General features: G+C 71.0%; 25 protein-coding genes and 1 pseudogene. 15 read left to right on the plus strand and 11 right to left on the minus strand.

Annotated elements, in window-relative coordinates:
• Window positions 1-7: 7 nt before the first annotated feature.
• A complete protein-coding gene (locus PCC79_RS08275) occupies window positions 8-1,756 on the minus strand; it encodes an oleate hydratase (RefSeq protein ID WP_342373545.1) in 1,749 nt (582 codons plus the stop codon).
• A gap of 24 nt (window positions 1,757-1,780) precedes the next feature.
• Entirely contained in the window at window positions 1,781-2,410 is a 630-nt protein-coding gene (locus tag PCC79_RS08280) for a TetR/AcrR family transcriptional regulator (protein ID WP_342373546.1), read from the minus strand.
• A gap of 77 nt (window positions 2,411-2,487) precedes the next feature.
• Between PCC79_RS08280 and PCC79_RS08285 the strand changes: the two genes are divergently transcribed.
• The 4 genes from PCC79_RS08285 to PCC79_RS08300 are packed head-to-tail and all read left to right on the plus strand — an operon-like array spanning window position 2,488 to window position 6,103.
• The gene (locus tag PCC79_RS08285) at window positions 2,488-2,640 is read left to right on the plus strand and encodes a hypothetical protein (protein WP_342373547.1); all 153 of its coding nucleotides are present in this window, start codon (window positions 2,488-2,490) and stop codon (window positions 2,638-2,640) included.
• 50 nt (window positions 2,641-2,690) lie between these two features.
• The gene (locus PCC79_RS08290; protein ID WP_342373548.1) at window positions 2,691-3,404 is read left to right on the plus strand and encodes a hypothetical protein; all 714 of its coding nucleotides are present in this window, start codon (window positions 2,691-2,693) and stop codon (window positions 3,402-3,404) included.
• Window positions 3,405-5,618: a YhgE/Pip domain-containing protein gene (locus PCC79_RS08295; protein ID WP_342373549.1), complete on the plus strand. Its 2,214-nt coding sequence runs from the start codon at window positions 3,405-3,407 to the stop codon at window positions 5,616-5,618.
• Window positions 5,619-5,653: 35 nt separating this feature from the next.
• A complete protein-coding gene (locus PCC79_RS08300) occupies window positions 5,654-6,103 on the plus strand; it encodes a deaminase (protein ID WP_342373550.1) in 450 nt (149 codons plus the stop codon).
• A gap of 10 nt (window positions 6,104-6,113) precedes the next feature.
• Here the strand turns inward: PCC79_RS08300 and PCC79_RS08305 are convergent, their stop codons facing one another.
• The 3 genes from PCC79_RS08305 to PCC79_RS08315 all read right to left on the minus strand — a co-directional run bounded on the left by PCC79_RS08305 (window position 6,114) and on the right by PCC79_RS08315 (window position 10,606).
• Window positions 6,114-7,034 (minus strand): hypothetical protein, encoded by a 921-nt coding sequence (locus PCC79_RS08305; RefSeq protein ID WP_342373551.1) that lies wholly within the window; start codon window positions 7,032-7,034, stop codon window positions 6,114-6,116.
• 92 nt (window positions 7,035-7,126) lie between these two features.
• Window positions 7,127-9,130, minus strand: a complete 2,004-nt coding sequence (locus PCC79_RS08310; RefSeq protein WP_342373552.1) for a VWA domain-containing protein — start codon at window positions 9,128-9,130, stop codon at window positions 7,127-7,129.
• 90 nt (window positions 9,131-9,220) lie between these two features.
• Window positions 9,221-10,606: a magnesium chelatase gene (locus PCC79_RS08315; RefSeq protein ID WP_342373553.1), complete on the minus strand. Its 1,386-nt coding sequence runs from the start codon at window positions 10,604-10,606 to the stop codon at window positions 9,221-9,223.
• 137 nt (window positions 10,607-10,743) lie between these two features.
• Between PCC79_RS08315 and PCC79_RS08320 the strand changes: the two genes are divergently transcribed.
• From PCC79_RS08320 to PCC79_RS08340, 5 genes are all read left to right on the plus strand, one after another.
• Window positions 10,744-11,520, plus strand: coding sequence for an SDR family oxidoreductase (locus PCC79_RS08320; protein ID WP_342373554.1), 777 nt, complete (start codon window positions 10,744-10,746; stop codon window positions 11,518-11,520).
• A 20-nt stretch (window positions 11,521-11,540) separates the two neighbouring features.
• Complete coding sequence (locus tag PCC79_RS08325) at window positions 11,541-12,197, plus strand: histidine phosphatase family protein (RefSeq protein WP_342373555.1); 657 nt, start codon at window positions 11,541-11,543, stop codon at window positions 12,195-12,197.
• A 4-nt stretch (window positions 12,198-12,201) separates the two neighbouring features.
• Window positions 12,202-12,918, plus strand: coding sequence for an SCO1664 family protein (locus PCC79_RS08330; RefSeq protein WP_232547953.1), 717 nt, complete (start codon window positions 12,202-12,204; stop codon window positions 12,916-12,918).
• Between the two features lie 506 nt (window positions 12,919-13,424).
• Window positions 13,425-13,904, plus strand: coding sequence for a DUF2975 domain-containing protein (locus tag PCC79_RS08335; RefSeq protein WP_342373556.1), 480 nt, complete (start codon window positions 13,425-13,427; stop codon window positions 13,902-13,904).
• Window positions 13,904-14,143, plus strand: a complete 240-nt coding sequence (locus PCC79_RS08340) for a helix-turn-helix domain-containing protein (protein ID WP_232547951.1) — start codon at window positions 13,904-13,906, stop codon at window positions 14,141-14,143. The genes PCC79_RS08335 and PCC79_RS08340 overlap by 1 nt, the downstream gene beginning before the upstream one ends.
• A gap of 151 nt (window positions 14,144-14,294) precedes the next feature.
• Here PCC79_RS08340 and lpdA read toward each other — a convergent pair whose 3' ends face one another.
• Entirely contained in the window at window positions 14,295-15,695 is a 1,401-nt protein-coding gene (gene lpdA, locus PCC79_RS08345) for a dihydrolipoyl dehydrogenase (RefSeq protein WP_342373557.1), read from the minus strand.
• Between the two features lie 55 nt (window positions 15,696-15,750).
• Between lpdA and PCC79_RS08350 the strand changes: the two genes are divergently transcribed.
• Entirely contained in the window at window positions 15,751-17,274 is a 1,524-nt protein-coding gene (locus PCC79_RS08350) for a UDP-N-acetylglucosamine 1-carboxyvinyltransferase (protein ID WP_342373558.1), read from the plus strand.
• A gap of 37 nt (window positions 17,275-17,311) precedes the next feature.
• On the opposite strand, the gene pdxY is transcribed toward PCC79_RS08350, so the two are convergent.
• Entirely contained in the window at window positions 17,312-18,166 is an 855-nt protein-coding gene (gene pdxY, locus PCC79_RS08355; RefSeq protein ID WP_342373559.1) for a pyridoxal kinase PdxY, read from the minus strand.
• 93 nt (window positions 18,167-18,259) lie between these two features.
• Between pdxY and PCC79_RS08360 the strand changes: the two genes are divergently transcribed.
• The 3 genes from PCC79_RS08360 to PCC79_RS08370 are packed head-to-tail and all read left to right on the plus strand — an operon-like array spanning window position 18,260 to window position 20,784.
• On the plus strand, window positions 18,260-19,054 hold the full coding sequence (locus PCC79_RS08360; protein WP_342373560.1) for a glycerophosphodiester phosphodiesterase family protein: 795 nt from the start codon (window positions 18,260-18,262) through the stop codon (window positions 19,052-19,054).
• Window positions 19,051-20,391 (plus strand): MFS transporter, encoded by a 1,341-nt coding sequence (locus PCC79_RS08365; protein ID WP_342373561.1) that lies wholly within the window; start codon window positions 19,051-19,053, stop codon window positions 20,389-20,391. The genes PCC79_RS08360 and PCC79_RS08365 overlap by 4 nt, the downstream gene beginning before the upstream one ends.
• A 60-nt stretch (window positions 20,392-20,451) precedes the next feature.
• A complete protein-coding gene (locus tag PCC79_RS08370) occupies window positions 20,452-20,784 on the plus strand; it encodes an RNA polymerase-binding protein RbpA (RefSeq protein WP_232547946.1) in 333 nt (110 codons plus the stop codon).
• 37 nt (window positions 20,785-20,821) lie between these two features.
• Here the strand turns inward: PCC79_RS08370 and PCC79_RS08375 are convergent, their stop codons facing one another.
• The 3 genes and pseudogenes from PCC79_RS08375 to lnt all read right to left on the minus strand — a co-directional run bounded on the left by PCC79_RS08375 (window position 20,822) and on the right by lnt (window position 23,926).
• Complete coding sequence (locus PCC79_RS08375) at window positions 20,822-21,370, minus strand: FxsA family protein (protein ID WP_232547945.1); 549 nt, start codon at window positions 21,368-21,370, stop codon at window positions 20,822-20,824.
• Between the two features lie 107 nt (window positions 21,371-21,477).
• Window positions 21,478-22,272, minus strand: a pseudogene (locus PCC79_RS08380) (polyprenol monophosphomannose synthase); the annotation flags it as partial.
• 13 nt (window positions 22,273-22,285) lie between these two features.
• Window positions 22,286-23,926: an apolipoprotein N-acyltransferase gene (lnt, locus tag PCC79_RS08385; protein ID WP_232547944.1), complete on the minus strand. Its 1,641-nt coding sequence runs from the start codon at window positions 23,924-23,926 to the stop codon at window positions 22,286-22,288.
• A 68-nt stretch (window positions 23,927-23,994) separates the two neighbouring features.
• On the opposite strand from lnt, the gene PCC79_RS08390 reads away from it, so the two are divergent.
• A complete protein-coding gene (locus tag PCC79_RS08390; protein WP_342373562.1) occupies window positions 23,995-25,338 on the plus strand; it encodes a dipeptidase in 1,344 nt (447 codons plus the stop codon).
• Window positions 25,339-25,346: 8 nt separating this feature from the next.
• On the opposite strand, the gene PCC79_RS08395 is transcribed toward PCC79_RS08390, so the two are convergent.
• Window positions 25,347-25,784, minus strand: coding sequence for an Lrp/AsnC family transcriptional regulator (locus PCC79_RS08395; protein ID WP_342373563.1), 438 nt, complete (start codon window positions 25,782-25,784; stop codon window positions 25,347-25,349).
• Window positions 25,785-25,844: 60 nt separating this feature from the next.
• On the opposite strand from PCC79_RS08395, the gene PCC79_RS08400 reads away from it, so the two are divergent.
• Window positions 25,845-26,741 carry a 5'-3' exonuclease gene (locus PCC79_RS08400; protein WP_232547941.1) on the plus strand — a complete coding sequence of 299 codons (897 nt, stop codon included), beginning with the start codon at window positions 25,845-25,847 and terminating at the stop codon, window positions 26,739-26,741.
• The last annotated feature ends 3 nt before the right edge of the window (window positions 26,742-26,744 follow it).

The following is a 26,744-nucleotide window of genomic DNA, read 5'->3' on the forward strand; positions in this document are numbered from 1 at the left end:
CTGATTCCTACATCGCCCCGTACTGACGCAGGAGCGGCCCGATGACGGTCCGGTCCAGCCGCCGCTGAACCGGCCGCGGCACCGGGAACTTGGCACCGTCACGCGCTCGCACGGCGGCGTCGACCAAGGAACGCACGTCGTAGGTCGATGCGAACACCTCCGGCACGCCCCGCTCGATGTCGAGCAGGGTGTAGACCGCCTCCATGGCGGTGCGCACCGAGTACTCCGTCGTGAAGATGCAGTCGCGCTCCGTCTCGGCGAACTGGCCGACGAACGCGGCGTTGGTCACGGCGTCCGGAACGACGTTCGGACGATCTCCCGCCCGGCGGGGCTCGAAGAAGGAGGTGACGAACGGCATCATGCACGGGAGGCAGACCACGGCGGAGGCAGCAAGTTCGGCGATCTGGTCCACCGGCACCCCCAGGTGGAACAGCCACTCGGCCGCGATTTCCTCACCCGTGCAGTCGCGCATGGGTTTCTTCACGAAGTCGCCCACGGCATCACAGAACAGGCCGTAAATCCACACCACAGCGGTGCCCTCGGGCTGGCTCGCGAAGTGCGGCTGCCGGTTGATGGTCCAACTCATCAGCCAACTCGAATCCTGCACGGTCACGATTCCGCCGGTCACGACACGCCCCGACAACGGGTCGCGTTGACAGATCGCCTGGATGTACGGCAGCACCCGCGCGTCGAGGGTGGTCAGCGTCGCCGACTCCCACGTGGTTTCCTCGGGGTGGGTGCAGAACACGTCCGGACGCCCGAAGCTCGGATCCTGCCGTGCCACGGCCCGCCACAGCGCCCAGAGCCCACCCTCGTGAATCTCGGGATCGTACTCCGGGGGTGTGTGATGGTCGCCCCACCGCGAGTTCTCGACGAGGCTCCCGTTGGTGATGAAGACGAGGTCGTCCGGTCCCAGATCGGTGCCGCCGGTCTCCCCCGCCCGTAGCCAGTCGATGCGCCTGGCGGTCTTGCGTTGAGCCGTGATGTCGAAGGCCACGTTCGTCACGCGAGTGTCGTAGGCGAACTGGACGCCGGCGTCCTTCAGCCATTCGACCAGGGGCAGGACCAGCGATTCATACTGGTTGTACTTGGTGAACTTGAGCGCTGAGAAGTCCGGCAGCCCACCGATGTGGTGCACGAATCGCTGCAGGTACAGCTTCATCTCCAGGGCCGAGTGCCACTCCTCGAACGCGAACATGGTGCGCCAGTACATCCAGAAGGTGCTGGCGAGGAAGTCCCTGCCGAGCACCTCATTGATCCGCTTGTCGTGCAGATCCTCGTTCCGGGTCAAGAAGAGCTTAGTGAGGTCCTTCTGCGCCCGCTTGGTGAGACGGAACTTCCTGTCGGCATGGGCGTCCTTGCCCTGGTTCTCGGTCGCTCGGAGCAGCGAGTAGTTCGGATCATCCTTGTTGAGCCAGTAGAACTCGTCCAAGACGCTCGCGTCGGGCTTCTCAAGGCTCGGCACCGAGCGGAACAGATCCCAGAGGCACTCGAAATGGTCCTCCATCTCCCGCCCGCCGCGAGCCTTGAAGCCTCGGTGTGGATCCTGGATCCCGTCCAGGGCGCCGCCGGGGATGGGCGCAGCCTCCAGGATGGTGATCTGAGCTCCCGGCACCTGGCCGTCGCGGATGAGGAACCCGGCTGCCGCGAGTCCGGCCAGCCCGGACCCCACGATGTAGACGGTTCCGATGCGCTCCGCGCGCTCCGGCTTGCGCGGGCGGGCGAAGGCTTCGTAGTTGCCGCTGCTGTAGTACATGACTCCTTCTTTCGGTGACGTTTCTCAGGGGAGGACGACGTCGAAGAACGCCGCCACGATGTGGGTGACCGTCGACGCATCGACGGTCTCGGGGGCCGCTGCGTGCTCCAGGGCGAGCGCGTTCACCAAGGTGAGCAGCACGAGCACCGAACGCTGCAGAGCGGCCGGCGCCAAGCGGGCCAGGTAGGCGTTGGAGCTCAGCAGCTCGACGAGGACAGCGACGCGACGCGCGGACAGCTTCTGATAGGCCGCGTCGACGGCCGGGTCGCGCAGCGCCACGCTCCGGAACTCGTTGAGCAGCAGCTGCCACCGCAACGGGGTGTCCAGGGTGGCGGCCACGACCGCCTCGGCCAGGGGCCGCACGAGCTCGTCTCGCTCGCCCCCCGCATCGAGCACCGGCGCCACCCGTTCGAGCAGGTCGGCGCTGATGGCGGCGAGTCTCTCGGCGCAGGCCTCGGCGAACAGCTCGGGTTTGCTGCCGAAGTTCGAGTAGACAGCACCCTTCGTGTACCCCGCGGCCGCCGCGACGGCGTCCACGGAGGTGTCGGCATAGCCTGCGGATTCAAAGGCTGACGTGGCGGCCGACACGATGTCGGCGCGTACTTGGGCTCGCTTCGGCCGGCTGGGCCGCCCTGCCCCTGTGCCCTCTGTCATCCGAACTCCTCGATACCACTGGGATTCGATACTGATGGTATCGTAGCTGACAGACGCCGCAACTCCCGGAGATGACGATGAACGACAGTGAGCCTGCTGACGACGGGCCCGAGACCTCACCCGATGCCCTGCCCGAGCCGGCCTCGGACGACACTCCCCGCGAGGTGCCCGCGCCCGAGGCCACTCCTGAGGCCAGCAGTGAGCCTGCTGCCGATCACGCCAACCGATGACGACCGCATCTCCAGCGCCGAGGACGGCGCCCCGGCATGCTGCACGGGGCGTGACCCCTGAGGGTCAGGCGCTCGTGGCGCAGGGCCTTGAACTCACCACGCCGCACGGCCGCGTCTTCGGCCCTGTCGATTGGGTACTGCCGCCGCGCACCCACGGGGCCGTGCTCGGGGTGCAGGGGTCGGGGAGGTCGGCGTTCCTGCTCGCGATCACCGGGCGCATGCGTGGCCTGACGGGCACCCTGCGCGTGGGCGACCTCGATGGCCTGCGCCAACCCCGGCTGCTGCGCCACCGCTCCGCGGTCGCCAGGATCACCGACCTCGTGGAGCTCGAACCGGATCTCACCGTCGCCGAGGCCGCCGACGAACACGCGCTGGCCGACGGCATCGGGGTGCGCCGTGGGCGGGAGTCGTTCATGGCGCTGCAGGAGGCGATCGACCACCACTTCGCTCCGTCGGCCCGGGTCGACACCCTGAGCGCCTACGAGCGGACCCTGTTGGCTGCACTCCTGGCCTGCCAGCGGCCGGCCCACCACATCGTCCTCGACGACGTCGACGACGCACTCACCGTGCCGCAACTCCAGGAGCTGTATCGGGCCATGGATCTCCTGGGCACGCTCGGGCACTCCTTCGTGGTGAGCGCCTTGGAGTCCTCCCCGCTCCCCCGCGGCGCAGCCGTCCTGCACCTGCCACCCCCGCAGACGCGGGAAGCCCTCTCCCTCTCGTTCGGGCACCTGCGCCCCCGCGTCATCACCCAGGAGTCGTGAATGCTTTCGCGCTATGAACTTCGCCGCTTCCGCGGCGTCCTGCCTGTCCTGGCGCTGCTGTTCGCCCTCCTGGTGCCCGTGATCTACGGCGCGGTCTACCTCTACGCCAACTGGGATCCGTACGGGAACCTGACGAAGCTGCCCGTGGCGCTGGTGAACGAGGACTCCCCCGTCACCCTGAACGACGAGACGATCGCCGCCGGCGACGACGTCCAGCGGGAGATTCTCGAGCAACACACGTTCGACTGGCGGGTGACCTCGCGCGCCGACGCCGAGGCCGGTCTGGTCGAGGGCCGCTACTACCTCGTCATGGAGATTCCGGAGGACTTCAGCGAGGATCTCGTGAGCGGCCAGAGCGCCGACCCCCAGCGGGCCCAGATCACGCTTCGGCGCAATGACGCCAACGGCTTCGTCATCGGGTCGGTGACCGGATCGGCGCAGACCAAGATCGAGAATGCGGTCGACAAGGCGGCCGTGGACGCCTACTTCAAGGCGGTCTTCAAGAATCTCGCCACGATTCGACGAGGCATGGATTCCGCCGCCTCCGGGGCCGACCAGCTGGCGTCCGGGCTCGCCGACGCCCACACCGGCTCGGCTGACCTGACGACCGGATTGGAGACCGCCCAGTCCGGCTCGGGCGACCTCCTCGCCGGCCTGCGCCAGGCGGACGCCGGCGCCGGCCGGCTCGCGGCGGGCGCGTCCGAGCTGGATCGCAAGCTGCCCCAACTGAAGTCCGGCGCCGACCAGGTGCACACCGGGCTGGACCAGCTGACGGCCGGCTCCTCGACGCTGGCCGACGGTGCGCACCAGGTGGCCGACGGCACCCAGCGGCTCAATGACACCGTGCTCCCCGTGCTCGACACCGCGATCTCCGTGCAGCAGACGGTGGCGACGGACGTGCAGGCCATCGACGCCCGCGTCCAGCAGATCAACGACACCGTCCAGGGTGACTGCGCGGCCGCAGCGCTCTCGGCAGAACTCAGCGCGGCGTCCGCGCGGCTGGACGCGTTGGCCGAGGCCAACCCCGACATCGCCGACTCCCCCCAGTTCGCCGACGCCCGGGCCGCGCTCGAGCGGGCAGCTGACCGGGCGGGCACGATCGAGAGCACCGTGGCCACGGTGGCGGCCGACTCGGCCACCGTGAACCAGAAGGTGCAGTCGTTCGTCGCGGACGACAAGGCCCAGCAGGCCCGCGACGATCTCACGGCGCTGAACGACGGGGCCCACCGGGTCGCGTCCGGTGCCGACGACCTGACGGCGGGCGCCGGCCGGGCCGCCGACGGCGCCGGCTCGGTGGCCTCTGGCGTGGGCCAAGTTGCGGACGCTGTGGACCAGCTGGCGGACGGCTCGGGCAGCCTCGCGACGGGGTTGGACCGGCTCGTGGACGGCGGGCAGCAACTCGACGAGGGCCTCACCCGCCTCGTGACGGGGTCTGAGCAACTGGAAACAGGGCTCGGCCGCCTGCTTGAGGGGGCCCAGACGTTGCGGGACGGACTCGCGTCCGGCGTCCGACAGATTCCGCTGCTGACCGAGGACCAGCAGGACGCCGCCGCGCTCGTCCTGTCCTCCCCCGTCCAGGTCGGCATGGACGTGCTGAACCCGGCCACCTACTACGGCCGCGGCCTGGCGCCCCTGTTCTTCTCGATCGCCATGTGGGTCTTCGGGATCTCGGGCTTCCTCGTCATGCGACCGATCTCCGGACGCCTGCTGGCCGGCCGGCTCCACCCCCTGCGCCTCGCGGTGAGCGCCTGGCTGCCGTTCGGAACCGTGGCGCTGGCGGGCGCCCTGCTCATGCTCGGCATCACCTGGTGGGGCATGGGGCTCGACCCCGTCCACCCCGTGGCGACCGTGCTCCTGACGGCCCTGGGAGCCCTCGTGTTCTCCGGCATCGCGCACCTCATGCGCATGGCGCTGGGGTTGCCCGGTTCCGCGCTCCTGCTCGTGTGGCTGGTGTTGCAGCTTTCGGCGACCGGGGGAACCTATCCGGTCGAGGTGCTGCCGCCCTTCTTCGCCTGGATCCACCCGTTCATGCCGATCAGCTACACCATCGACGCCTTCCGCGTCGTCATCTCCGGAGGGCAGTGGGCCCATCTGATGGGTGACGTCGCGGTGCTGGCGGGCATCGGGGCGGCCGCCCTCGTGCTGGACGTGCTGGCCGTCATGGCTCGCCAGCGGTTCCGGATGAGCGACCTGCACCCACCTCTGGAGCACTGACCCCGCCTGCGCCCACCTCCCGCTAGGTTGCCGCCATGACGACGAACCGCCCGAGCTTCGACGAACTGGGTATCGCGACGGCCCGGCTGTGGGCCTCCCGCAGCGCGGACGCCAAGGTGCGCGTCGGCGCCTGCCTGCTCGACCACTTCCACCGCGTGGTGGGCGTCGGCTACAACGGCCGGGCCGCCGGCGAGCCCAACGAGCGCGAGTCGCTCGACCAGGGGCTCAGCGGGTTCATCCACGCCGAGGTGAACGCCCTGCTCGCGGCCAACTGGAACGGTGAACAGCACACCCTCTACGTCACCCACGAGCCCTGCGCCACCTGCGCGCGGCTCATCGTCAACAGCCGCCGCGTCCGCCGGGTCGTCTTCGAGACCACCTACACCGAGGAGGTGCGCGCGACCTCCGGCCTGCCCTCGGGCGCGGCGATCCTCACCGCTGCGGGCGTCGGCGTCGAGCGCTGGGACGCCCCCGGCGCCGGCTGAGCTCCGAGCCTCATTCCCAGAGCACATACTCCGGCTGCGGGGTCAACGCCATGACCTCCTCGGCCGTCATCAGCGGGCCGTGGCGGGCGTCCTCCTCGAAGAACAGCTTGAACCCCAAGTGGACGTACTCGGGCGTCGTCGCGACGATGCGCTCGTAGGTGTTGGTCTTGGCCCGGGGCGTCCCGATGCCGTCGATGGACTTGATCAGCACCACACCCTCGTGCGGCACGAGCGCTGCCTCGTCCGACACGATGTTCTCGTGGAGCTGGTGGTACAGCAGCACCTTCTCCGGCAGGTCGTGCTCGGCGACCAACGCGGCGGTCCAGTCGGCGATCTCGTTCAGCTCCGCCCCCGTGGTGTGGCCGAACACCCGCCCGGGAATCTCGTCGCCACTCACCGCCCACTCCGGGTCCAGCGCCAGGCCCACGTCCGGCTCGACCAGCCACTTCTCCAGGTGCTTCACCTCGTCCAGCATCGACGCCCGGCCCGGCTGGATGTTCAGCAGCAACAGCGCCTCGTGGCGCCGCGCCGCGTCCAGCCAGCTCTGGATGATCTCATCGGACGTCCTCGTGCGGTACAGGCCGTCGGCCTGGGGCGTCCCGTGCACCGTGACGGCGATGAGCTCCATGACCGGCAGCAGCTCCCTGTCCCCCACATAGTCGGCGCCCGTCTGCTCGATCTCGGTCATCCGCTCGTCGAGGTCACCGGTGCCCAGCCGTCCGAGGGCCGACGAGCCCGGGTAGCCGGAATAGCCGTACAGGCGGTACTCAGGGAAGATCGTGCGGCCCCCGCGCGGCAACTCGGCCGGACGCGGCGCGGTCACCACCCCGACGAGGGCCGAGACGCCCCAGATGCCGAGGATGAGGGCCACCAGCACGCCCAGGATGACGAAGAACCGCGGTTGCAGCTGCCAGCGGTAGTGGGTGGTCACCTCGACAGGCTAGGGACAACTCCCCCGGCCGGCCCGGGCCGACACGCGGACGCCCCCAGCAGCTCAGCCCCAGCAGCCCAGCCCTCAGCCGATCAGGCCTCCCACTCCAGGTCGTCGTAGCCGGCGCGGCGGAACCGGAGGTACTCCCCCACCACCGCGGCGCCGAGGTCGTCCAGCTCCGGCGCGATGACGCGGCCGCCGACCCGGTCGGCCAGCTGGTCGAGGAAGTGCCGCAACCCTGGGTCGTCGCCCAGCCGGAAGAACGTCGTGCGGGTCCCCCGTCGGGTCACCCGGTCGAGCTGCGTCACCGTCCGGCGGATCGTCTCCGGCTCCGGGGGCCAGGAGAACCAGGCATCGCCGTAGCTCTCCAAATGCGCCGTCGGCTCGCCGTCGGTGACCACGAGCAGCACCGCATCCATGCTCGGGTGGGCGGCGAAGAAGCGCTCGGCGAGCAGCAGGGCGTGGTGCAGGTTGGTGCCCTGCTCGCGCACCGGCGGCAAGGCGGTCAATTCATCGATGCTGCGGCTCTGGGCGAGGCGTCCGAAACCGATCAGCTGGAGCTGGTCACCCCGGAAGCGGGTCGAGACGAGGTGGTGCAGCGCGAGCGCCGTCCGCTTCATTGGCACCCAGCGACCCTCGGCGGCCATCGAGTACGAGGTGTCGACGAGCAGCACGACCGCCGACTGCGTCCGCGCCTCGGTCTCGACCACTTCGACGTCGCGCACGTCCAGCCGGACGCCCGCGCCCGGGTCGCCGCCCTCCGACGCGGTGCGCAGGATCGCGTTGGTGAGGCTCCGCGTCACGTCCCAGGGCTGGGCGTCGCCGAACTCCCACGGCCGTGTCGCACCGGTGGCTTCGCCCGCCGCGCCCGCCGTCCGCGCATCACGGGCGCCCGTGCGCGCCGACAGCTGCTTCGCGGCGTCCGCCAGCAGCGCCTTGCCGAGCCGGCGCATCGCCTGCGGTGACAGCCGGAGCGAGCCGTCGGCCGAGCGGCGCAACAGCCCGCCCTCCCGCAGCGCCCGTTCGAGCTGCGCCAACGTGCGCGCCGAGACGGCGGCGTCCTCGCCCAGCTGGCGCATCACGGCGTCCACGTCGATGTCGGAGGCACGCGCGCCGCTGTAGTCCTGCTGGAGCTGCTCGGCCAGGGCATCCAGCTCGGCGAGGTCCTGGACGACGCCGGTGCCGTCGCCGAGCCCCATGCCCTCGTTGCCGCGGAAATTCTCCGAACCGGTCCAGTCCAACCCGGGGCGCAGCGCCTGCAGGTTGCCGTCGAGGGCGTCCAGTTGTGCCATGAGGGACGCCGAACCGAACGCCTGCGCCGAGAGCTCCATGAGCTCGCGCCGCTGCTCGGGCGTCATCGAGTTCAGCAGGCGCTGCGCCGCGGCCGCCCGCTGGGCGAGGGCGTCGATCAGCTCGTCCACGGTGCGGGGGTTCTCGGGGAAGTGCTCGCCGTGCTTGGCCATGAAGGCGTCGAAGTCCTCGGGCGTGTCCTCACCGCGGCGGTGCTTGTCGAGCAGCTCGTTCAGGTCACCGAGCATCTCGGCGACGGCCTGGCGGTCCTCGTCCGTGGCGCTCTGCAGGGCCTGCTTCATCCCGGCGAACCGCTGGTCGAGCAGCTCGCGTCCCAGCAGGTCCTTGATCTGCTCGTAGGACTCCCGGGCGTCGCTGGACTGCCAGTCGTAGGACGCGAGCTCGTTCACCGCGGCGGCGGTGGACGCAGGCAAGTTGTCGAGCCGCATCTCGCGGAAGGCCCGGTCGTCGTCGTCCATCATCGCGTCGCGGGCGAGCTGCTTGCGCTCAGCCAGGACGGCCTTGTCGAGCAGCTCCTTCACCTGCTGGAACGTGCCGTCGAGGTTGTGCCGATTCAGCAGGTCGCGTCGGCGCTGCTGGACGCGGCGCGCCAGGTCGTCGAAGCCCTGCTGCCGCTCCCCGCCACGGCGCAGGAACTCGCGCAGCGCCCGCTCCGGGGAGTAGCCGGCCATGACGTCGTCGGCGATGGCGTCCAGCGCCTCCGCGAGATCGACCGGCGGGGCCAGCGGATCGGGACCGCCGGCGTAACGCCCGTACCGGGCCCGGTGGTGCTGGGGACCTGCCATCGGTTCACCTCCTGTGCGTGGGTGGCCTCTGCGTGAGTGGCCCGTGCGTGGGTGGCGTGCGGTGCGCGACGCGCTGACCAGCGGCGGGGGTCACCCGTAGATGGTCTCCCCGTCGTCGGACTCCTTGCTGATGCGGCGGGCCAGGTACAGCCCCTCCAGCGCCAGCTCGATCGCGCTGGCGCGTTCGCCGTCGTTGCCCGCGTCGAAGCGCTCGGCGACGGCGTCGTACAGTCCGCCGGGCACCTCGGGCAGGGCGTCCAGCAGTTCGCGGGCGGTGACCTGCTCCCCCGTCACCACGGTGCGGGAGCCGTCGAGCGCCGCGACGAGGGGCCCAAGGTCGAGCCCGCGCAGGTGGGCGCGCACGGCGTCCGCGGTGGCGGTGCGCAGCAGGTGGGCGAGCACATCCCACTCGCGGCCCTCCTCGCCGGACTCGAACTCGATCTTGCCGCCGAGCACGTCGACGGCCGCCTCGAGGTCGACCAGGCGGGCGACGGCGTCCGGCTCACCCCGCACGGTCGCGCGGTGGCGGGCGGCGGCCGCGACGGTCTCGGCGCCGGCGATCGAGAACCGCGCCGACACACCGGAGCGCTGGTTCACCGACGGCGACTCCCGCAGCGCGCGCGTGAACCGGCCCAGGATCTCGAGGATCACCGGCGGCACGGTTGCCACCAGTTCGGCCTCCTGCTCGATCACGGCGACCTCGTCGGCGAGTTCGATCGGGTAGTGCGTGCGGATCTCGGCGCCGAAACGGTCCTTCAGCGGCGTGATGATGCGGCCGCGGTTGGTGTAGTCCTCCGGGTTGGCGGACGCGACGACGAGCACGTCGAGCGGCAGCCGCAGCACGTAGCCGCGGATCTGGATGTCGCGCTCCTCCATCACGTTCAGCATGGCGACCTGGATGCGCTCGGCGAGGTCGGGCAGCTCGTTGATGGCGACGATGCCGCGGTTCGAGCGCGGGATCAGGCCGAAGTGGATGGTCTCGGGGTCACCCAGGCGGCGGCCCTCGGCCACGCGCATGGGGTCGACGTCGCCGATGAGGTCGGCCACGGACGTGTCCGGCGTCGCCAGCTTTTCGGCGTACCGCTCGTCGCGGTGCACCCAGACGATCGGCAGGTCGTCGCCCTCGGCCTCGATGCGGGCGCGGGTGGCGTCCGTGATCGGGTTGAACGGGTGCTCGCGCAGCTCGGAGCCCTCGACGGCGGGCGTCCACTCGTCGAGCAGCCCGACGAGCGTCCGCAGCAGGCGCGTCTTGCCCTGCCCGCGCTCGCCCAGCAGCACGACGTCGTGCCCCGCGATGAGGGCTCGTTCGAGCTGCGGCAACACCGTGCGGCTGAGGCCGTGCAGCCCCGGCCAGGGGTTCTCCCCGGACGCCAGCCGCGCGAGCAGGTTGGCGCGCAGCTCCTCGCGCAGGGTCTTCACGGTGAGGCCGGAGGCTCGGAGGGCGCCGGCCGTGCTGATCTGGGGGCGTTCGCTCACACCGCCAACCTAACCCGGGGCGCAAGAGGCTGGGGGGTTCCAGCGGTACCCCGCTGGTCAGGGCCTTCCCCCTCGCGCGCCCGGGCGCGACGCTGGTGGAACTGGTGGATTCAGACCCTTCGGCGCGAGGAGCACGCATGACCATCTCGACAGTCCTGCTGGTGGGCGGCACGGGCAGCATCGGACGCCTCGTCGCCCAGCAGGCGGTGGACGCCGGCCTGCGGGTGCGCGCGGTGGTGCGGGACGCGGAGCGCGCCGCCCGCACCCTGCCCGACGCCGTCGAACTGCTGGTGGGCGACCCCGGTGATCCCGCCACCGCCGCCGCTGCGGTGGAGGGGATGGACGCCGTGGTGTTCACCCACGGCACCCACGCGAGCGCGGCCGAGGTCGAGCGTGTCGACTATGGCTTCGTGCGCTCGGTGCTGGACGCGGCGCGCGGCCGGGACATCCGCATCGCGCTGATGACCGCGATCGGTGTGACCGTGCACGACTCGCCCTACAACCGGCAGCTCGGTTCGCACGACCAGAAGCGGCGCGCGGAGCGGCTCGTCCGGCGCAGCGGTCACCCCTACACCGTCGTGCGGCCGGGGTGGTTCGACTACAACGACGCCGATGAGCGGCACCTCGTGTTCCTCCAGGGTGACGGTCGCAGGGCCGGGGACTCCAGCGACGGCGTCATCGCCCGCGACCAGATCGCCCGCGTCCTGCTGGCCGGCCTGACAGCGGACGCCGAACGGCTCACCCTCGAGCTGGTCGCCGAGCGCGGCCCCGAGCAGGACGACCTGGCACCACTCTTCTCGGCCCTGACCCCCGACGCCGCCGATGCGACCGACGGCGCGCTCTACCCCGACACGCTGCCGCTGGCCGACGAGCCGGCGTCCGTCCGGGAAGACCTGGCGGCGCTGAGCTCGTGAGGGGGTAATCTCCGGAGCCCATGAGCACCAACCTGCCGACCCTCCTGCTGCTCGTCCGGCACGGCGTCACCCCGACGACCGGGCAGGTGCTGCCCGGACGCGCCCCGGGCCTGCACTTGGCCGAGGCCGGGCTCGCCCAGGCCGAGAAGGTCGCCAAGCGGCTGGAGAAGCTGCCGGTGACGGCGATCTACACCTCCCCGTTGGAGCGCACCCGCGAGACCGCCGCGCCCACCGCGGCCCGCTTCGGGCTGGAGGCGTCCGGGCACGACGGCCTGCTGGAGTGCGACTTCGGTGACTGGACGGGCGCGCGTCTGGAGGAGCTGGCGAAGCTGCCCGAGTGGCAGACGGTGCAGCAGAAGCCCTCGGAGTTCCGTTTCCCCGGCGGGGAGAGCTTCACCGAGATGTCCGAGCGCATCGTCGGCGCGCTGGACGCCATCGCCGCTGCGCACCCCGGCGAGGTCGTGGCCTGCTTCAGCCATGCCGACCCGCTGAAGGCGGCCCTGGCCCACGCGCTCGGCACGCCGTTGGATTCCTTCCAGCGCATCTGGGTCAACCCGGCGTCGGTGTCGGTGATCGCGCGTCACGCGGACGGCAGCGTCGGCGTCCTGCACACGAACACGACCACCGGGTCGCTGCGCGAGCTCCGTCCCGCCGCTCCTCCCGCGGCGGACGCCTGAGCCCATGACCCGCCCTGAGCCGCCGTTCACCCGCGAGCTGGACCTGCTGGCCACCCAAGAGCTGACCATCATCGGGCGCGTCACGGAGAGTAGCAACCTGACCTTCGTCGTCGAGTTCGGCAGCGACGACGACTACGCCTGGGGCGTCTACAAGCCCGAGGTGGGTGAGCGCCCGCTGCACGACTTCCCGCCCGGCCTCCACGCCCGCGAACGGGCAGCGTTCCTGCTGAGCGAGTCCCTCGGCTGGCACCTCGTTCCCCCCACCGTGGTGCGTTCGGACGCCCCTGCCGGCGTCGGGTCGGTGCAGTGGTTCGTGGAGAACGACGGCGAGCACTACTTCACCTTGTGGGACGGCCACGCCGACACCCACGACGCCTTGCGCCGCTTGGCCGTGTTCGACGTCATCACCAACAACACCGACCGCAAGAGCGGCCACGTGTTGCTGGACGCCGACCGTCGCGTCTGGGGCATCGACCACGGGCTGTGCTTCGGCGCGTTCGCCCGGCTCCGCACCGTGATCTGGGACTTCGCGGGCGATCCGCTCCCCGACGACGTGCTGGTGGATCTCGCCCCCTTGGCCGACGGGCTGCCGCCCGAGGTCGCCGAGTTGCTGGACGACCACGAGGCCGAGCTCGTGCGCCGCCGCGTCCGACGCCTGCTGCGCGACCCCGTGCTGCCCTACCCCACCACCGACTACGCCTATCCCTGGCCCCTCGTCTGAGGCCCGCCGTTGCGGCTTCCCCGGTAACGTGCCGGCCATGGACCTCCACGATTTCCTTGCCCACATCAACAGCGGCGCGCCGGTGATCGGCGGCTCGGAGGAGCACGCGTTCATGCACGCCGCCGCCCAAGAAGCGTTGGCGGTCACGGCCAGGCTCAACTCCGGGTACGTCGCCCCCGATCAGGTGCGCGCCCTGCTCGCCGAACTGACGGGCAAGGAGATCCCGGACTCGGTGGGTCTGTTCCCGCCCTTCTACACCGAGTTCGGCAAGAACCTCACGCTGAGCCCGGGTGTCTTCATCAACATGGGGTGCCGGTTCCAGGACACCGGTGGCATCACCATCGGTGAGGACGCCCTCATCGGGCACGGCTGCACCCTGACCACGTTGAACCATCCCGTCGACCCGGCGCGGCGAGCCGACACCCTGCCCGCACCCATCCGCATCGGACGCATGATGCTGTCTTGGCAGCGAGCACTGATGAGGTTGGCATGCGCAAGATCGATCTATGAAACGCCTTCTTGTGACCGGTGTCCTCCGGGCTCTCCTCGCCGGAGCCTTCGGCGTCATCGCCTTGATCCAGGTCGTGGTCCTGCCCTTGCTCTCCGGGGAAGTGGCTCGCGACCTGCCCGCAGAGGCCTACATGCGCTGGCCCATCCTGACCTTCGCGATCCTCGGCCTGGGCTGCGTCCAGGTGGGGATCGTCTGCACCTTTCTCCTGCTGGGCCTGACCTCGCGCGACGAGGTCTTCACCCCGCAGGCGCTGCGCTGGGTCGACGGGCTGACGCTGGCCTTCCTTGGCGGCGGTACGGTCTGCCTGGCCACGATTGTCTACCAGTCGTTCACCGTCGGCGGCCCACCGCTGTGGATGTTCATGCTCCTGTGCGGCGTGGCGATGGGCGTCGGGTTGGCGCTGCTCATGCGCGTCATGCGCTCCCTGCTCGTGCAGGCCACCGGCCTACGCACGGAGATGGAGGCGGTCATCTGATGGCGATCGTCATCCGGATCGATGTGGAGCTCGCCCGGCGCAAGATTTCGGTCGGCGAGTTCGCCGAGCGGGTCGGCATCACCCCGGCCAACGTGGCCGTCCTCAAGAACGGGCGGGCCAAGGCGGTGCGCTTCAGCACCCTGGAGGCGATGTGCGAGGTGCTCGACTGCCAGCCGGGCGACCTCCTGGAGTGGGTGCCGGACGATCCTGCCAGAGCGATGCCGCACGACAAGCGCTGACCGGGCTCCAGTAAGAGAGATGTCACGACCGCATGGGCCGCAAGAAAGGCGACCACACGTGGTCTCCTGCCCGCCGGGCCGGGCCGCATCTGTCGACCGACCCTGCCAGCGCAGCTGCGCTGTGGTGCGCGAGTCGGTCGCGGCCCCATCCTCAGAAGTTGATCATGTGCCCGCCGACGCCCTCGGCGGCCTCCTTGATGGCCTCCGACAGCGTGGGGTGGGCGTGGATCGTCCGGCCGACCTCGTCGGCAGTCAGATCCCACATCTGGGCCAGGATCAGCTCGGGGAGCAGCTCGGTCACGTCCGGCCCGATCATGTGGGCGCCCAGGATCTCGTTGTGCTCGGCGTCCGCCACGATCTTGACGAAGCCGACGCCGTCGCCCAGGCCCCAGGCCTTGCCGTTCGCCGAGAACGGGAACTTGCCGACCTTGACGTTGAAGCCCTTCTCCTTTGCCTGGGCCTCGGTGTAGCCGAACGAGCCGATCTGGGGCTGGCAGTAGGTGGCGCGCGGGATCATGTCGTAGTTGATCGGCAGCGTCTCAGCGCCGGCGATCGTCTCGGCAGCGACGACGCCCTGCGCCTCGGCGGTGTGGGCCAGCATGAGCTTGCCGGTGCAGTCGCCGATGGCGTAGATGCCCTTGACGTTGGTGCGCATGAAGTCGTCGATCTCGATGAGGCCGCGCTCGGAGACCTTCACGCCCGTGTTCTCCAGGCCGTAGCCCTCCAGCCGCGGGCTGAAACCCATCGCCTGCATCATCTTGTCGGCCTCGAGGATCGTCGAGTCGCCGCCCTTGGCGGGCGTCACCGTGACGCGGACGCCCGAGCCGGTGTCGACCACCGAGGTGACGGCCGTGGAGGTCAGGACCTTGATGCCGAGCTTCTTGTAGGCCTTCGCGAGTTCTTTGCTGATCTCCGGATCCTCGTTCGGCACCAACCGGTCGAGGTACTCCACGATCGTCACGTCGACGCCGTAGCTGTTGAGGACGTAGGCGAACTCCGTGCCGATCGCGCCGGAACCGCCGATGATGATCGACTTCGGCAGGTTCTCGGTGAGGATCTGCTCCTTGTACGTGATGACGTTCTCGCTCAGCTCGGTGCCCCGCAACAGCTTCGTGGTGGCGCCCACGGCGAGGATGGCGTTGTCGAAGGTGACGGTCTGCGTCGAGCCGTCCTCGGCCGCGACCTCGATGGTGGTGGCGTCGGTGAACGTCCCCCAGCCGGAGAACTCGGTGATCTTGTTCTTCTTCATCAGGAAGTGGACGCCCTTCACCATGCGCGCCGACACGTCCCGGCTCCGGGAGAAGGCCTTGCCATAGTCGACGGTGATGTCACCGCCGATGCCGAACTGGTCGGCCTCCTGGGTCACGATGTGGGCGAGCTCAGCGTTGCGCAGCAGGGACTTCGCGGGGATGCACCCGACGTTGAGGCACACCCCGCCCCAGTACTCCTTCTCGATGATGGCGACCTTCTTGCCCAGCTGGGAGGCGCGGATCGCGGCCACGTAACCACCTGGGCCGGCACCGAGCACGACAACGTCGAAGTGAGAGCTCATGGCTCCAACTCTAGAGCACGGCCCGCGCGGCGGGCGTCGAGTAGCATGCGTCAACGTGACCCAGAACACACCCGCCAGCGTGGGCCGCCTGATCCGCGACGCCCGCCTCCAGCGCGGCCTCTCCCCCGAGCAGGTTGCCTCGGCCCTCGAGGTCGAGCCCACGGTCGTCCGCGACATCGAGCACGGCACCCAAGAGCTCGACGTCGGCGGCATCGCCCGCATCGCGGACGTTCTGCAGGATCCGGTGCTCGCCCCCGTGGGGCGCACCATGCACCTGCGCGTCAAGGGTCCGACCAAGCTGTCGGGCAGCATCGACGTGCGCAGCTCGAAGAACGCCGCCGTCGCGTTGCTGTGCGCCTCCCTGCTTAACAAGGGCCGGACGGTGCTCGAGGGCATCGCCCGCATCGAGGAGGTCAACCGTATTCTCGAGGTGCTGGAGAGCATCGGCGTCCGGGTGACGTGGTCCGACGACCGCAGCGAGCTCGAGCTGGTTCGCCCCGAGGTGCTCGACCTCGGCGGCATGGACGTCGACGCCGCCCGCCGCACCCGCAGCGTCATCATGTTCCTCGGCCCGCTGCTCCACATGCTGCCCGACTTCCAGCTGCCCTACGCCGGCGGCTGCAACCTGGGGGCACGGACCGTGACGCCCCACCTGCAGGCGCTGCAGTACTTCGGGCTCGACGTGAAGGCCACAGACGGCTGGTACCACGCCCACGTCCGCGAGCCCGCCGAGGGCGTCCGCCACATCACGCTCACCGAGCGGGGCGACACCGTCACCGAGAACGTGCTCATGGCCGCCGCGCTCTACCCGGGCGAGACCGTGATCCGCAACGCCTCGCCGAACTACATGGTGCAGGACGTCTGCTTCTTCCTGGAGAGCCTGGGCGTCGCGATCGAGGGCATCGGCTCGACGACCCTGCGCATCCGCGGCGTGGAGCGCATCGAGGCCGACGTCCGCGTCGCGCCGTCCGAGGATCCCATCGAGGCCATGAGCCTCATCACCGCCGCGGTGGTCACCAAGTCGATGGTGACCGTGCGACGGGCGCCGATCGAGTTCCTCGAGATCGAACTCGCGATCCTGGCCGACATGGGCCTGCGGTTTGACCTGAGCGAGGAATACCCGGCGGCCAACGGGCGCACGCGGCTGGTGGACATCACGGTGTACCCGAGCGACCTGGTCGCGGCGCAGGACAAGATCCACCCGATGCCGTTCCCGGGGTTGAACATCGACAACCTGCCCTTCTTCGCGGTGATCGCCGCGGAGGCGCAGGGGCGGACGCTGATCCACGACTGGGTCTACGAGAACCGCGCGATCCACCTGCTCGATCTGAACAAGCTCGGCGCCCAGACGCAGCTCCTCGACCCGCACCGCCTCGTCGTCGACGGGCCCACCCGCTGGCGCAGCCAGGAGCTGGTCTGCCCGCCCGCCCTGCGGCCGGCGGTGTGCCTGTTGCTGGCGAGCCTCGCGGCGCGCGGCGTCACCGTGCTGCGCGACGTCTACGTCATCAACCGTGGTTATGAGGACCTGGCCAACCGGCTCACCAAGCTGGGAGCCGACGTCCAGGTCTTCTTCGACTGAGCCCGGCCCGCCCCTCCGCCGCGCGCTCCCGGCGTGCTCAGCGCAGCCGGGAGACCTCGAAGCCGAAGCGCGGGGCGACCAGGTCCTCCTGCGCGGCCACGAGGGCCAGCTCCCGCTGGTCGAGGTCGGTGGTGCGCTCCAGCACCGAGTAGACGATGTCGGCGGTCCGGCCCACGGCCTGCTCGGGTGAGCCCGTCTCGAGCAGCGCGGCGAGAAACATCGCTGCGGTGAGGTCGCCCGAGCCGGTGAACGTGCGGCCCAGCAGCGGCGTGGTGACCGACCAGGCGCCGGCGTCCGTGACCGCCACCATCATCACCGTGTCGGGGTCGGCGCCGTCCACCACCACCGAGGTGACGAGCACGACGTCCGGCCCGGCCGCGCGCAGGGCGTCCGCCGCCTCGAGCACCTCGGGCAGGGTCGAGGCGTCGCGACCGGTGAGGAAGTTCAGTTCGAAGTGGTTCGGCGTCAGCACATCGGCCGCCGCGACGACGTGGTCGCGCACGAACTCCGGGATGCCGGGCAGCACGTACATGCCGCGCCCGACGTCACCCATCACGGGGTCGCAGCAGTAGATCGCCGCCGGGTTGGCCTGCTTCACCCGCTCCACGACGCGCAGGATCTCCGCCCCCATGGCCGGCGCGCCCTGGTAGCCCGTGAGCACGGCGTCCACCCGGCCGAGCACGCCCAGCTCGTCGATGCCCTCGACGACCTCGCGGACGTCTTCTGGCCGCAGCAGCGGGCCGCGCTTGGACGGGTAGGAGGTGTTGTTCGAGAAGTGCACCGTCAACACCGGCCACACCTCACACCCCACCCGCATCAGGGGGAACGTCGCGGCGCTGTTGCCGACGTGGCCATAGGCCACGCTGGACTGGATCGAGAGAATCGTGGTCACGGTGGGCCATTCTGCCCCGGCACGGGCCGCGACGCACGCGTGTCGAACCCGCCGTTCACCCCAGCGTCAGTCGCGCTCCCTATGCTGACCCCCATGGTTGCGCGCCGGGCGGACGACTTCGCCTACTTCGAGGGACGCTTTGTCGCCCTGGCCCACCGTGGCGGCGTCACCGACGACGAGCCCGCCGACGTCGAGAACAGCCTGCGCGGGTTCGCGGCGGCGTGGGCGGCGGGCTTCCGGTACCTCGAGACCGACGTGCACGTGACCGGCGACGGCGTGCTGGTCGCGTTCCACGACGAGGTGCTCGACCGGGTGACGGACGCCGCCGGCCGGCTCGCCGACCTGCCGTGGGCCGAGGTGGCGCGCGCCCGGATCGGTGGGCAGGAGCCGATCCCCCGGCTCGACGAACTCATGGACGCCCTCCCGGGCGCCCGCTTCAACATCGACCTCAAGGCCAGCGGGGCCGTCGACGCCCTCGTGGCGACGCTGGACCGGCTGGGCGCCCACGACCGGGTGTGCGTGGGCAGCTTCGGTCAGGCGCGCATCGAGCGCTTCCGGCGGCTCACGCAGGGCCGGGTCGCCACCGCGGCGTCCCCGGTCGAGTCGGCCGTCTTCGGGCTGGCGCCAGGGTTGCGCCGGGTCTGGCCGCTGCGCGGGCAGGTGTTCCAGATTCCCGAGCACCACCCGCAGACCGGCCTGCGGCTCCTCAGCCCGGGGATGATCGCGGACGCCCACCACCGCGGCGCCCAGGTGCACGTGTGGACCGTCAACGACAGGCCCACCATGGAACGGCTCATCGACGCCGGCGTCGACGGCCTGGTCAGCGACGACCTGGTGACGCTGCGCTCCGTCCTGATCGACCGCGACCTCTGGGAGGGCCAGCCGTGACCGAGATCGCACCCGAGGGCTCGGCGCTCGCGGTCACCAAGCAGGTCCCCCGGCGCTCGGTGGCGGCCTGGGCGATGTGGGACTGGGGCACCCAGCCCCTCAACACCGTCATCATCACCTTCGTCTTCAGCGTCTACATCACCAGCGCCGCCTTCGGCGACCGCAACGTCACCTCCCTCGCGCTGGCCGTGTCCACGGCCTTGGCCGGCCTCGTGGTCGCCGTCATCGCCCCGGTGCTGGGGCAGAACTCCGACCGCACGGGCCGCACCGTGCGCAACCTGCGCTGGCAGACGTGGGTCATCGCCGCCCTGGCGGCTGCCCTGTTCTTCGTGCGCCCCGATCCCACCTTCCTGTGGCTGGGGCTGGGCATCCTCGCGGTGGCGTCCATCGTCGGCGAGATCGCGAACGTGAACTACTACGCCCTCATCGACGAGGTCTCGACCAAGCAGAACGTGGGGCGGGTCTCCGGGTTCGGCTGGGGGCTGGGCTATCTCGGCGGCATCGTGGCCCTCCTCGCGCTCAACTTCGGGTTCATCGCCCCCGAGGTCGGCCTGTTCGGGGTGTCGAGCACCGACGGGCTCGACATCCGCGCGTCCATGGTGGTCTGCGGCCTGTGGATCGCGGTGTTCACGCTCCCCACCTTTCTCACCCTGCGCGACCGGCCGAAACCGGCGCCGCCGCGCGTCAGCGTCGCCCAGTCCTACGTACTGCTGTTCCGCTCCCTGGTGGACCTCTGGCGCCAGAGCCCGCACACGGTGTTCTTCCTCGCCGCCTCCGCACTGTTCCGCGACGGCCTGTCTGGGGTGTTCGCCTTCGGGGCCGTGATTGCGGCGGGCACGTTCGGGTTCGAGCCGGGCGACGTCATCATCTTCGGCGCGCTCGCCAACGTCATCGCCGGGGTCTCCACGATCGCGTTCGGGGTCGTGGACGACCGGATCGGCCCCAAGAAGGTCATCCTGTTCTCCCTGACGGCGCTGGTGGCCCTGGGGCTCGGGATCTTCTTCCTCCACGACCGCGGCCAGATCGTCTTCTGGACCCTGGGCATGGCGATGACGGCGTTCGTGGGGCCGGCGCAGGCGGCGTCTCGCTCCTACCTGGCGCGGCTGATCCCCGAGGGCAAGTCCGGCGAGATCTTCGGGCTCTACGCCACCACCGGCCGCGCCATCTCGTTCCTGGCGCCCACCTTCTTCGCCCTGGCGATCCTGCTCGGTGCCTGGGTCACGGGTGAGGAGAACACGCAGTACTGGGGCATCCTCGGCATCGTCGTGGTGCTGCTGGCCGGCCTGCTCGTGCTGATCCCCGTGCGGGAGCCCGCCGACATCGTTCCGGGCGGCTGACCCACCACCGGGAACATTGCGGCGGCCCGGTAGCGTTGAGGTGCGAACGAAGGAGGACGCATGCCAGACAAGACACTCCGGGGCCAGGGCCTCGGTGGCAAGAGCTTGGCCGACTCGGCCGGCGTCGAACTCGCCGCCCGGCAGGACGTCGCATTCATCTGCCCCAATGACCATGAGTTCAGCCTGACCTTCGCCGCCGAGGCAGAGCTCCCCACCCTGTGGGAGTGCCCCCGCTGCGGCACCGAGGCACGCCGGGCCGACGGGGTCGAGCCCGAGGTGAAGGAGGGCAAGGCCCCCCGCACCCACTGGGACATGCTGCGCGAGCGGCGCTCGATCGAGGAGCTGGAGGGCATCCTCGCCGAACGGCTCCAGGAGATCCGCACCCAGGACTGAACGATGCCGGCCCTCCTGGCTCCCGCTCAGTCCCGGGTCAGGGCTCGATCTCGCCGCGGATGACGGTGGGGTCGTCGGGGCGGGGCCGATGCGTCCGGTCGTCGGCCGCGGTCGCCCCGCCGCCGTTGCCCGTCGACTCGCCGCTGACCGTCTGGCCCGGCACCACGGTGTCGGGTCGCAGGTGGAGGTCGATGAGGTCGGCGCGGTCGCGGTAGGGGCGCGTCAGTTGCCCCACCAGCGCCTGGACGCCGCGCCGCGCGATCGCCCGGGTGAATGGCACGAGGCACATCAGGCCGAGCACGTCACTGATCAGGCCGGGCAGCAGCAGCAGCAAGCCGCCCAGCATCACCAAGAAGGTGTCGGTGACCCGCTGGCCGATCTGGTCGGGTTCCGGCGGAGCCTGGAGGAGCGACGCGAACGTCCGGACGCCCTCGCGGCGGAACAGCAGCACCCCGACGACGGCGCTGATGACGAGCACGAGCAGCGTCCACCCGGCCCCGATCGTGTCGGCCAGCCACCACAGCACCGCGATCTCGAGCACCGCCCCGCCCAGCAGGGCGGCCACGACCAGCCAGAACCGGCTCATGGCCGATCCTCCGGGCGCTGGGCCGGGACGGTCGGGTCCGGTCGGGCGTCGCGGTGACGTGCCGCACCGAGGGCGGCGCCGGCCGAGCGGGCGAGGGAGCCCGCGACCCGCCTCGCCGTCTCACCCGCACGTTGGGCGCGCCGACCCAGCTCGGTCGCCAGGGCACGGGCCTGCCGCCCGCGGTGTTCCACACCCAGCCGGGTGGTGGAGCGCATCGCCTCCTTCACCACCGCGCCGCTCATCTTGGACGCGCCGCGCTGGCGCTCGCGAAACTCGATGGGCACCTCGACGATGGTCTTGCCGAGCCGGTGGGCGTGCCACGTGAGGTCGCGCTGGATGCCGTAGCCGTGCTGGTCGATCCGTTCGCTGAGGACGGCGCGCAGGGTGTCGGCGTGGAAGGCGTTGAACCCGCCCGTGATGTCCTTCACCGGCACGCCGAGCATCAGGCGGGTGTAGATGCTGCCGCCGCGGGACAGCAGCTCCCGGTGCAATGCCCAGTCGACGACGCGGCCGCCGCGGACCCAGCGGCTGCCCTTCACCATGTCGGCGTGGTGGAGGGCCGCGAGCACACGCGGCAACTGCTCCGGTTGGTGGCTGCCGTCGGCGTCGAACTCGACCAGGACGTCGTAGCCCGCCTCCAGGCCCCAGGCGAACCCGGCGAGGTAGGCGGCGCCGAGGCCCTCCTTGCCCGCGCGGTGCAGCACGTGGATGTGGTCGTCGGACGCGGCCAGGGCGTCGGCGCGGCGACCCGTGCCGTCCGGGGAGTTGTCGTCCACGACCAGGATGTGCACCTCGGGGGTGGCCTGCCGCAGGCGCGTGGTGATCATGTCGAGGTTGTCGATCTCGTTGTACGTCGGGATGATCACCAGGATGCGGCCGAGTGACGCGTCGGCGTCCGGCATGGGGTTGTTCTCCTCACTCGCCTGCGTCGTGCGCCGGCGTGCGTTCCATTCTTCCACCGTGGTGCCCGGTTCCACCGCTCCGCGCCAACCCGCCGCGCCGTGGGGCCTTGGTCGCCACCAATCCGAGCGCCAGCGCCACCGCCGCGGTCAGCACGACGAGGGCCTCGGGCAGGCGACCCAGCACCATGGCCGGGGTCTGGGCCCGGGCCAGGGGCATGGTCTCGACGCCGAAGGCGCCGACGGACTCGGGCACCACGGTGAGGACCTCCCCGTGCGTGCCGATGCGGCCCGAGACGCCCGACGTCGTGACGACGAGGACGTCGCTGCGCATCTCGGCGGCGCGCACCCGGGTGGCGGCGAACTGCTGGTCGATCTGGGTGGTGCCCTGGTACATCGCGTTGCTGCTCTGGACGATGAAGACCTCAGCGCCCGCCCGGGCCGCCTCGTACAGCGTCTGGGGAAAGATCACCTCGTAACAGATGGCGACGCCGACGTCGACGCTCCGCCCGTCCGGCAGGCTCACCGGCAACACACCGGGCTCCGTGCCGGGCACCGACTGGTTTCCCACGTAGCGCAACTCGGGCACCAGGGGCAGCAGCAGCGAGCGGAACGGGATCCACTCCCCGAACGGCACCAGGTTGCGCTTGGCGTAGCTCGCCTCGACGCCGTCGGCGTCCCACCACAACGCGACGGTCTGGCGTTCCTCGCGCTCGGGGTCCTCGTAGATGGAGCCGACCAGGATCGGGACGCCGGCGTCCGCCACCGCCTGCTCCACGAGCCACCGGGTGGTGGCGTCCGCGCGCGGATCCATGTCCGTGGAGTTCTCGGGCCACACGACGAAGTCCGGGGCCGGGAACTGCCCGGCCGCGACGGCGTTCATGAGGCCCGCGGTCTGGGTGGCCTGGTTGGTCGTGATCGTGCGGGCGGGGCCCAGCCCGTAGACGCCCCCACCGGGCGCGCCGCCCTGCACCCAACCGACCTCGACCGTGCCGGCACCGGAGCGGGGCGCGTCCCAGCGCGTGCCAAGCCAGCCCACACCCAGCAGGACCACCACGACCACCGCGGTGACGCCGAGCGGCCGGCGGCGGCCGGCGCGGAGGCGTCCGGCCACCACCGACTCGGCCACCCACGCCAGCAGGTGCCCGATGAGGGCGACGAGGAAGGACACGAAGGCCGCCCCGACGAACGGGTAGAAACCCGCGAGCGGGCCGTCCACCTGGGAGTAGCCCAGCCGCATCCAGGCGAAGCCGTCGAACGGGAACACCGAGAGCACCCACTCGCCGAACCCCCAGCCCGCCGCGCCCCAGACGGGGGCCCCCGGGAGACGTCGGGTGACGCGGATGACGCCCGCGATCCCGGCGTAGACGGCGGCGGTGGCAAGGGTGAGCCCGGTGTAGGAGAGAAGGAGGATCGAGGTCTGCCACAGCAGCGACGTGCCCATGAAGGCCAGGCCAAAGGCGTAGCCGAGCGCGATGGCCGTTCCCAGGCGGCGGGCACGTCCGACGACCACGGCGAGCGCGGCGACCGCGACGAAGGCGAGTGGCCACCAGCCGAACGGGGCGAAGGCCAGGGTGGCCAGCAGTCCCCCGCCGATCGCGCCGGGGAGCAGCAACCAGGTGGGGAGCGGCTCCTTCACCGGGCGGGACACGATCACGCGCTCAGGTTACCCGCGGCTGCGGGCCGTCTGGGCACACGCGCCCGCCAGGGGGTAGCGTCGCCGGGGTGAATGACCTGCGCCGCACCGTGTCCGACCTGCTCCCCGGCGTCCTCGCCGACCTCACCGACCTCGTCGCCATCCGCTCGGTCAGTTCGCTGCCCGCGCACCACGGGGACGTGTCCGCCAGCGCGGACGCGGTCGCCGGCCTCCTGCGCGGGGCCGGCTGCCCCGACGTCCGGATCGTCGCCGAGGGCGGCCAGCCCGCGGTGATTGGCCGCTGGCCGGCTCCCGAGGGCGCGCCGACGGTGTGTCTGTACGCCCACCACGACGTCCAGCCCACCGGTGACCCGGACGCCTGGACGTCGCCCCCGTTCGAGGTCACCGAGCGCGGCGGACGCCTGCACGCCCGCGGCGTCGTGGACGACAAGGCGGGCGTGGCCGTGCACCTCGCGGCGCTGCGCGCGTTTGGCGGCACGCCGCCGGTCGGCGTCACCGTCTTCGTCGAGGGCGAGGAGGAGGTCGGCTCCCCCACGCTCGCGGCGATCCTCGAACGCCACCGCGACCTGCTCGCCGCCGACGTCTACGTCATCTGCGACTCGGCCAACTGGGCGGTCGGGACGCCCGCGTTCACCACCACGCTGCGCGGGCTGGCCGACCTTGTGGTCGAGGTGTCGACGCTCGACCACGCGCTGCACTCCGGCCAGTATGGGGGCGTCGCGCCGGACGCCCTCACCGCGCTGGTGCGCCTGCTCGCGACCCTGCACGACGACGCCGGGGACGTCGCGGTGGCCGGCCTGGTGCGCGACGACGGCTTCCCCCTGGAGCACGACGCCGACCGCCTGCGCGCGGAGGCCGGAGTGCTCGACGGGGTGGAGCTCCTCGGTACCGGCCCGCTCGCCGACCGTCTGTGGACCCGGCCGGCCATCACCGTGCTCGCCGTCGACGCGCCGAGCGTGGCGCAGGCGTCCAACACGCTCACCGCGACGGCGCGGGCCAAGATCAGCGTGCGGCTCGCGCCGGGCCAAAACGGGCCGGCCGCGCTCACCGCGCTCAAGGACCATCTCACCGCCCACGCCCCGTGGGGCGCCCGGCTGACCTTCGGTGCCGAGCAATACGGGCACGGGTCGCAGATCCCACTGGAGGGGCCGGTGGCGGACGCCGCGGTCGCCGCGTTCACCCAGGCGTGGGGCACCGACCCGGTGCAGATGGGGCAGGGCGGGTCGATCCCGATGGTGGCCGACTTCCAGCGGACGTTCCCGGACGCGACCGTGTTGGTGACCGGTGTGTGCGACCCCGACTCCCGGATGCACGGCATCGACGAGTCGCTCGACCTGGGCGACTTCAGCAAGGCCTGCCTGGCCGAGGCGCTGCTGTTGGCCGAGCTGGGCGCTGCGGTCGGGCGGGGGTGACGAGCGGGTCAGACCAACGGACGGTCGGCGTAGGGCACCGACAGCACCAGCGTCGTCTCGGTCGAGACGCTCGCGGCCTGGCCGACCTCCTGCAGGAGCCGCTCGAGATCCTTCGGCGACTCCACCTGCACCTTCAGCAGGTAGCTGTACCGCCCGGCCACCGAGTAGCAGGAGACGATGCCCTCGATCGGGGCGAGCTTGGCAGGGATGTCCTCGTCGTCACCGGGGTTCGGCACGTGTAGGGACACGAAGGCGGTGAGCATCCTGTCGAGCGCCTCGGCGTCCACCACCGCCCGGTAGCCGGTGATGACGCCGCGCTGCTCCAGCCGGCGGACCCGCTGCTGCGCGGCGGACGTGGACAGCCCCGTGGCCTTGCCGATGTCGGTGAACGACATCCGTCCGTCGCGGGCCAGCAACGAGAGAATCTGCTGATCCGTGCTCTCCATGGACGTCATCGTTTCACATCGTGCGCCGATCGGGGCAGGTGCTCTGCCACACTGGCCGGTGTGACCGCGCCCCGCACACTTCTGCTCGACACCGCGTCGTTGTATTTTCGGGCCTATCACGGCCTGCCGGACGCCCTGACCGCGGCCGACGGGCGACCCGTCAACGCGGTGCGGGGGCTGCTGGACTTCCTGGCCCGCTTCATCACCGAGTATGCCCCGCAGCGCCTCGCCTGCTGTTGGGACGACGACTGGCGGCCCGCCTGGCGGGTCGACCTCGTCCCGACCTACAAGGCGCACCGCGTGGCCCACGGCCACGTCGAGGAGGTGCCGGAGGCCCTCACCGGGCAGGTGCCGCTCATCCGCGCGGTGTTGGACGCCCTCGGCCTACCCGTGGTGGGCGCCCCCGACCACGAGGCCGACGACGTGATCGCGACGCTGGCCACGGGCGCCCCCGGCCCGGTCGACGTGGTGACCGGCGACCGTGACCTCTTCCAGCTCGTGTCGGACGGCGAGGGCGTCCGGGTGCTGTACGTGGCGCGCGGCGTGGCGAAGCACGAGCGCGTCGACGACGCGTGGCTGGCCGCGAAGTACGGCATCTCCGGCGCCGGCTACGTCGACTTCGCCGTGATGCGGGGGGATCCTTCGGACGGACTGCCGGGCGTCAAGGGCATCGGGGAGAAGACGGCCGCGCAGCTCATCGCCAAGTACGGCGACCTGGACGGGATCGTGGCCCACGCCGGGTCGCTCTCCCCCGCCGTGTCCCGGGCGCTGACGGCCGCGATCGACTACCTCGGCCCGGCACGCCAGGTCGTCGGCGCCGTCCGCGACCTCGACCTCGGGACGCCCGACCTCACCCTGCCCACCGCGCCGGCTCGGCCGAGTGAGTTCGCCGAGCTCAGCGAGCTGCTGAATCTGGGCGGCAGCGCACGACGCATCCTGGAGGCCATGGCCCGCTGAGGC

Source organism: Propioniciclava soli (genome assembly GCF_038502305.1).
Lineage (GTDB): Bacteria > Actinomycetota > Actinomycetes > Propionibacteriales > Propionibacteriaceae > Propioniciclava > Propioniciclava soli.

Bases quoted from the DNA above. Each gene is read 5' to 3' on its own strand.
- PCC79_RS08275 (WP_342373545.1), bottom strand. From the start codon at position 1,756: ATGTACTACAGCAGCGGCAACTACGAAGCCTTCGCCCGCCCGCGCAAG.
- PCC79_RS08280 (WP_342373546.1), bottom strand. From the start codon at position 2,410: ATGACAGAGGGCACAGGGGCAGGGCGGCCCAGCCGGCCGAAGCGAGCC.
- PCC79_RS08285 (WP_342373547.1), top strand. From the start codon at position 2,488: ATGAACGACAGTGAGCCTGCTGACGACGGGCCCGAGACCTCACCCGAT.
- PCC79_RS08295 (WP_342373549.1), top strand. From the start codon at position 3,405: ATGCTTTCGCGCTATGAACTTCGCCGCTTCCGCGGCGTCCTGCCTGTC.
- PCC79_RS08300 (WP_342373550.1), top strand. From the start codon at position 5,654: ATGACGACGAACCGCCCGAGCTTCGACGAACTGGGTATCGCGACGGCC.
- PCC79_RS08310 (WP_342373552.1), bottom strand. From the start codon at position 9,130: ATGGCAGGTCCCCAGCACCACCGGGCCCGGTACGGGCGTTACGCCGGC.
- PCC79_RS08320 (WP_342373554.1), top strand. From the start codon at position 10,744: ATGACCATCTCGACAGTCCTGCTGGTGGGCGGCACGGGCAGCATCGGA.
- PCC79_RS08325 (WP_342373555.1), top strand. From the start codon at position 11,541: ATGAGCACCAACCTGCCGACCCTCCTGCTGCTCGTCCGGCACGGCGTC.
- PCC79_RS08330 (WP_232547953.1), top strand. From the start codon at position 12,202: ATGACCCGCCCTGAGCCGCCGTTCACCCGCGAGCTGGACCTGCTGGCC.
- PCC79_RS08335 (WP_342373556.1), top strand. From the start codon at position 13,425: ATGAAACGCCTTCTTGTGACCGGTGTCCTCCGGGCTCTCCTCGCCGGA.
- PCC79_RS08340 (WP_232547951.1), top strand. From the start codon at position 13,904: ATGGCGATCGTCATCCGGATCGATGTGGAGCTCGCCCGGCGCAAGATT.
- lpdA (WP_342373557.1), bottom strand. From the start codon at position 15,695: ATGAGCTCTCACTTCGACGTTGTCGTGCTCGGTGCCGGCCCAGGTGGT.
- PCC79_RS08360 (WP_342373560.1), top strand. From the start codon at position 18,260: ATGGTTGCGCGCCGGGCGGACGACTTCGCCTACTTCGAGGGACGCTTT.
- PCC79_RS08370 (WP_232547946.1), top strand. From the start codon at position 20,452: ATGCCAGACAAGACACTCCGGGGCCAGGGCCTCGGTGGCAAGAGCTTG.
- PCC79_RS08375 (WP_232547945.1), bottom strand. From the start codon at position 21,370: ATGAGCCGGTTCTGGCTGGTCGTGGCCGCCCTGCTGGGCGGGGCGGTG.
- PCC79_RS08395 (WP_342373563.1), bottom strand. From the start codon at position 25,784: ATGGAGAGCACGGATCAGCAGATTCTCTCGTTGCTGGCCCGCGACGGA.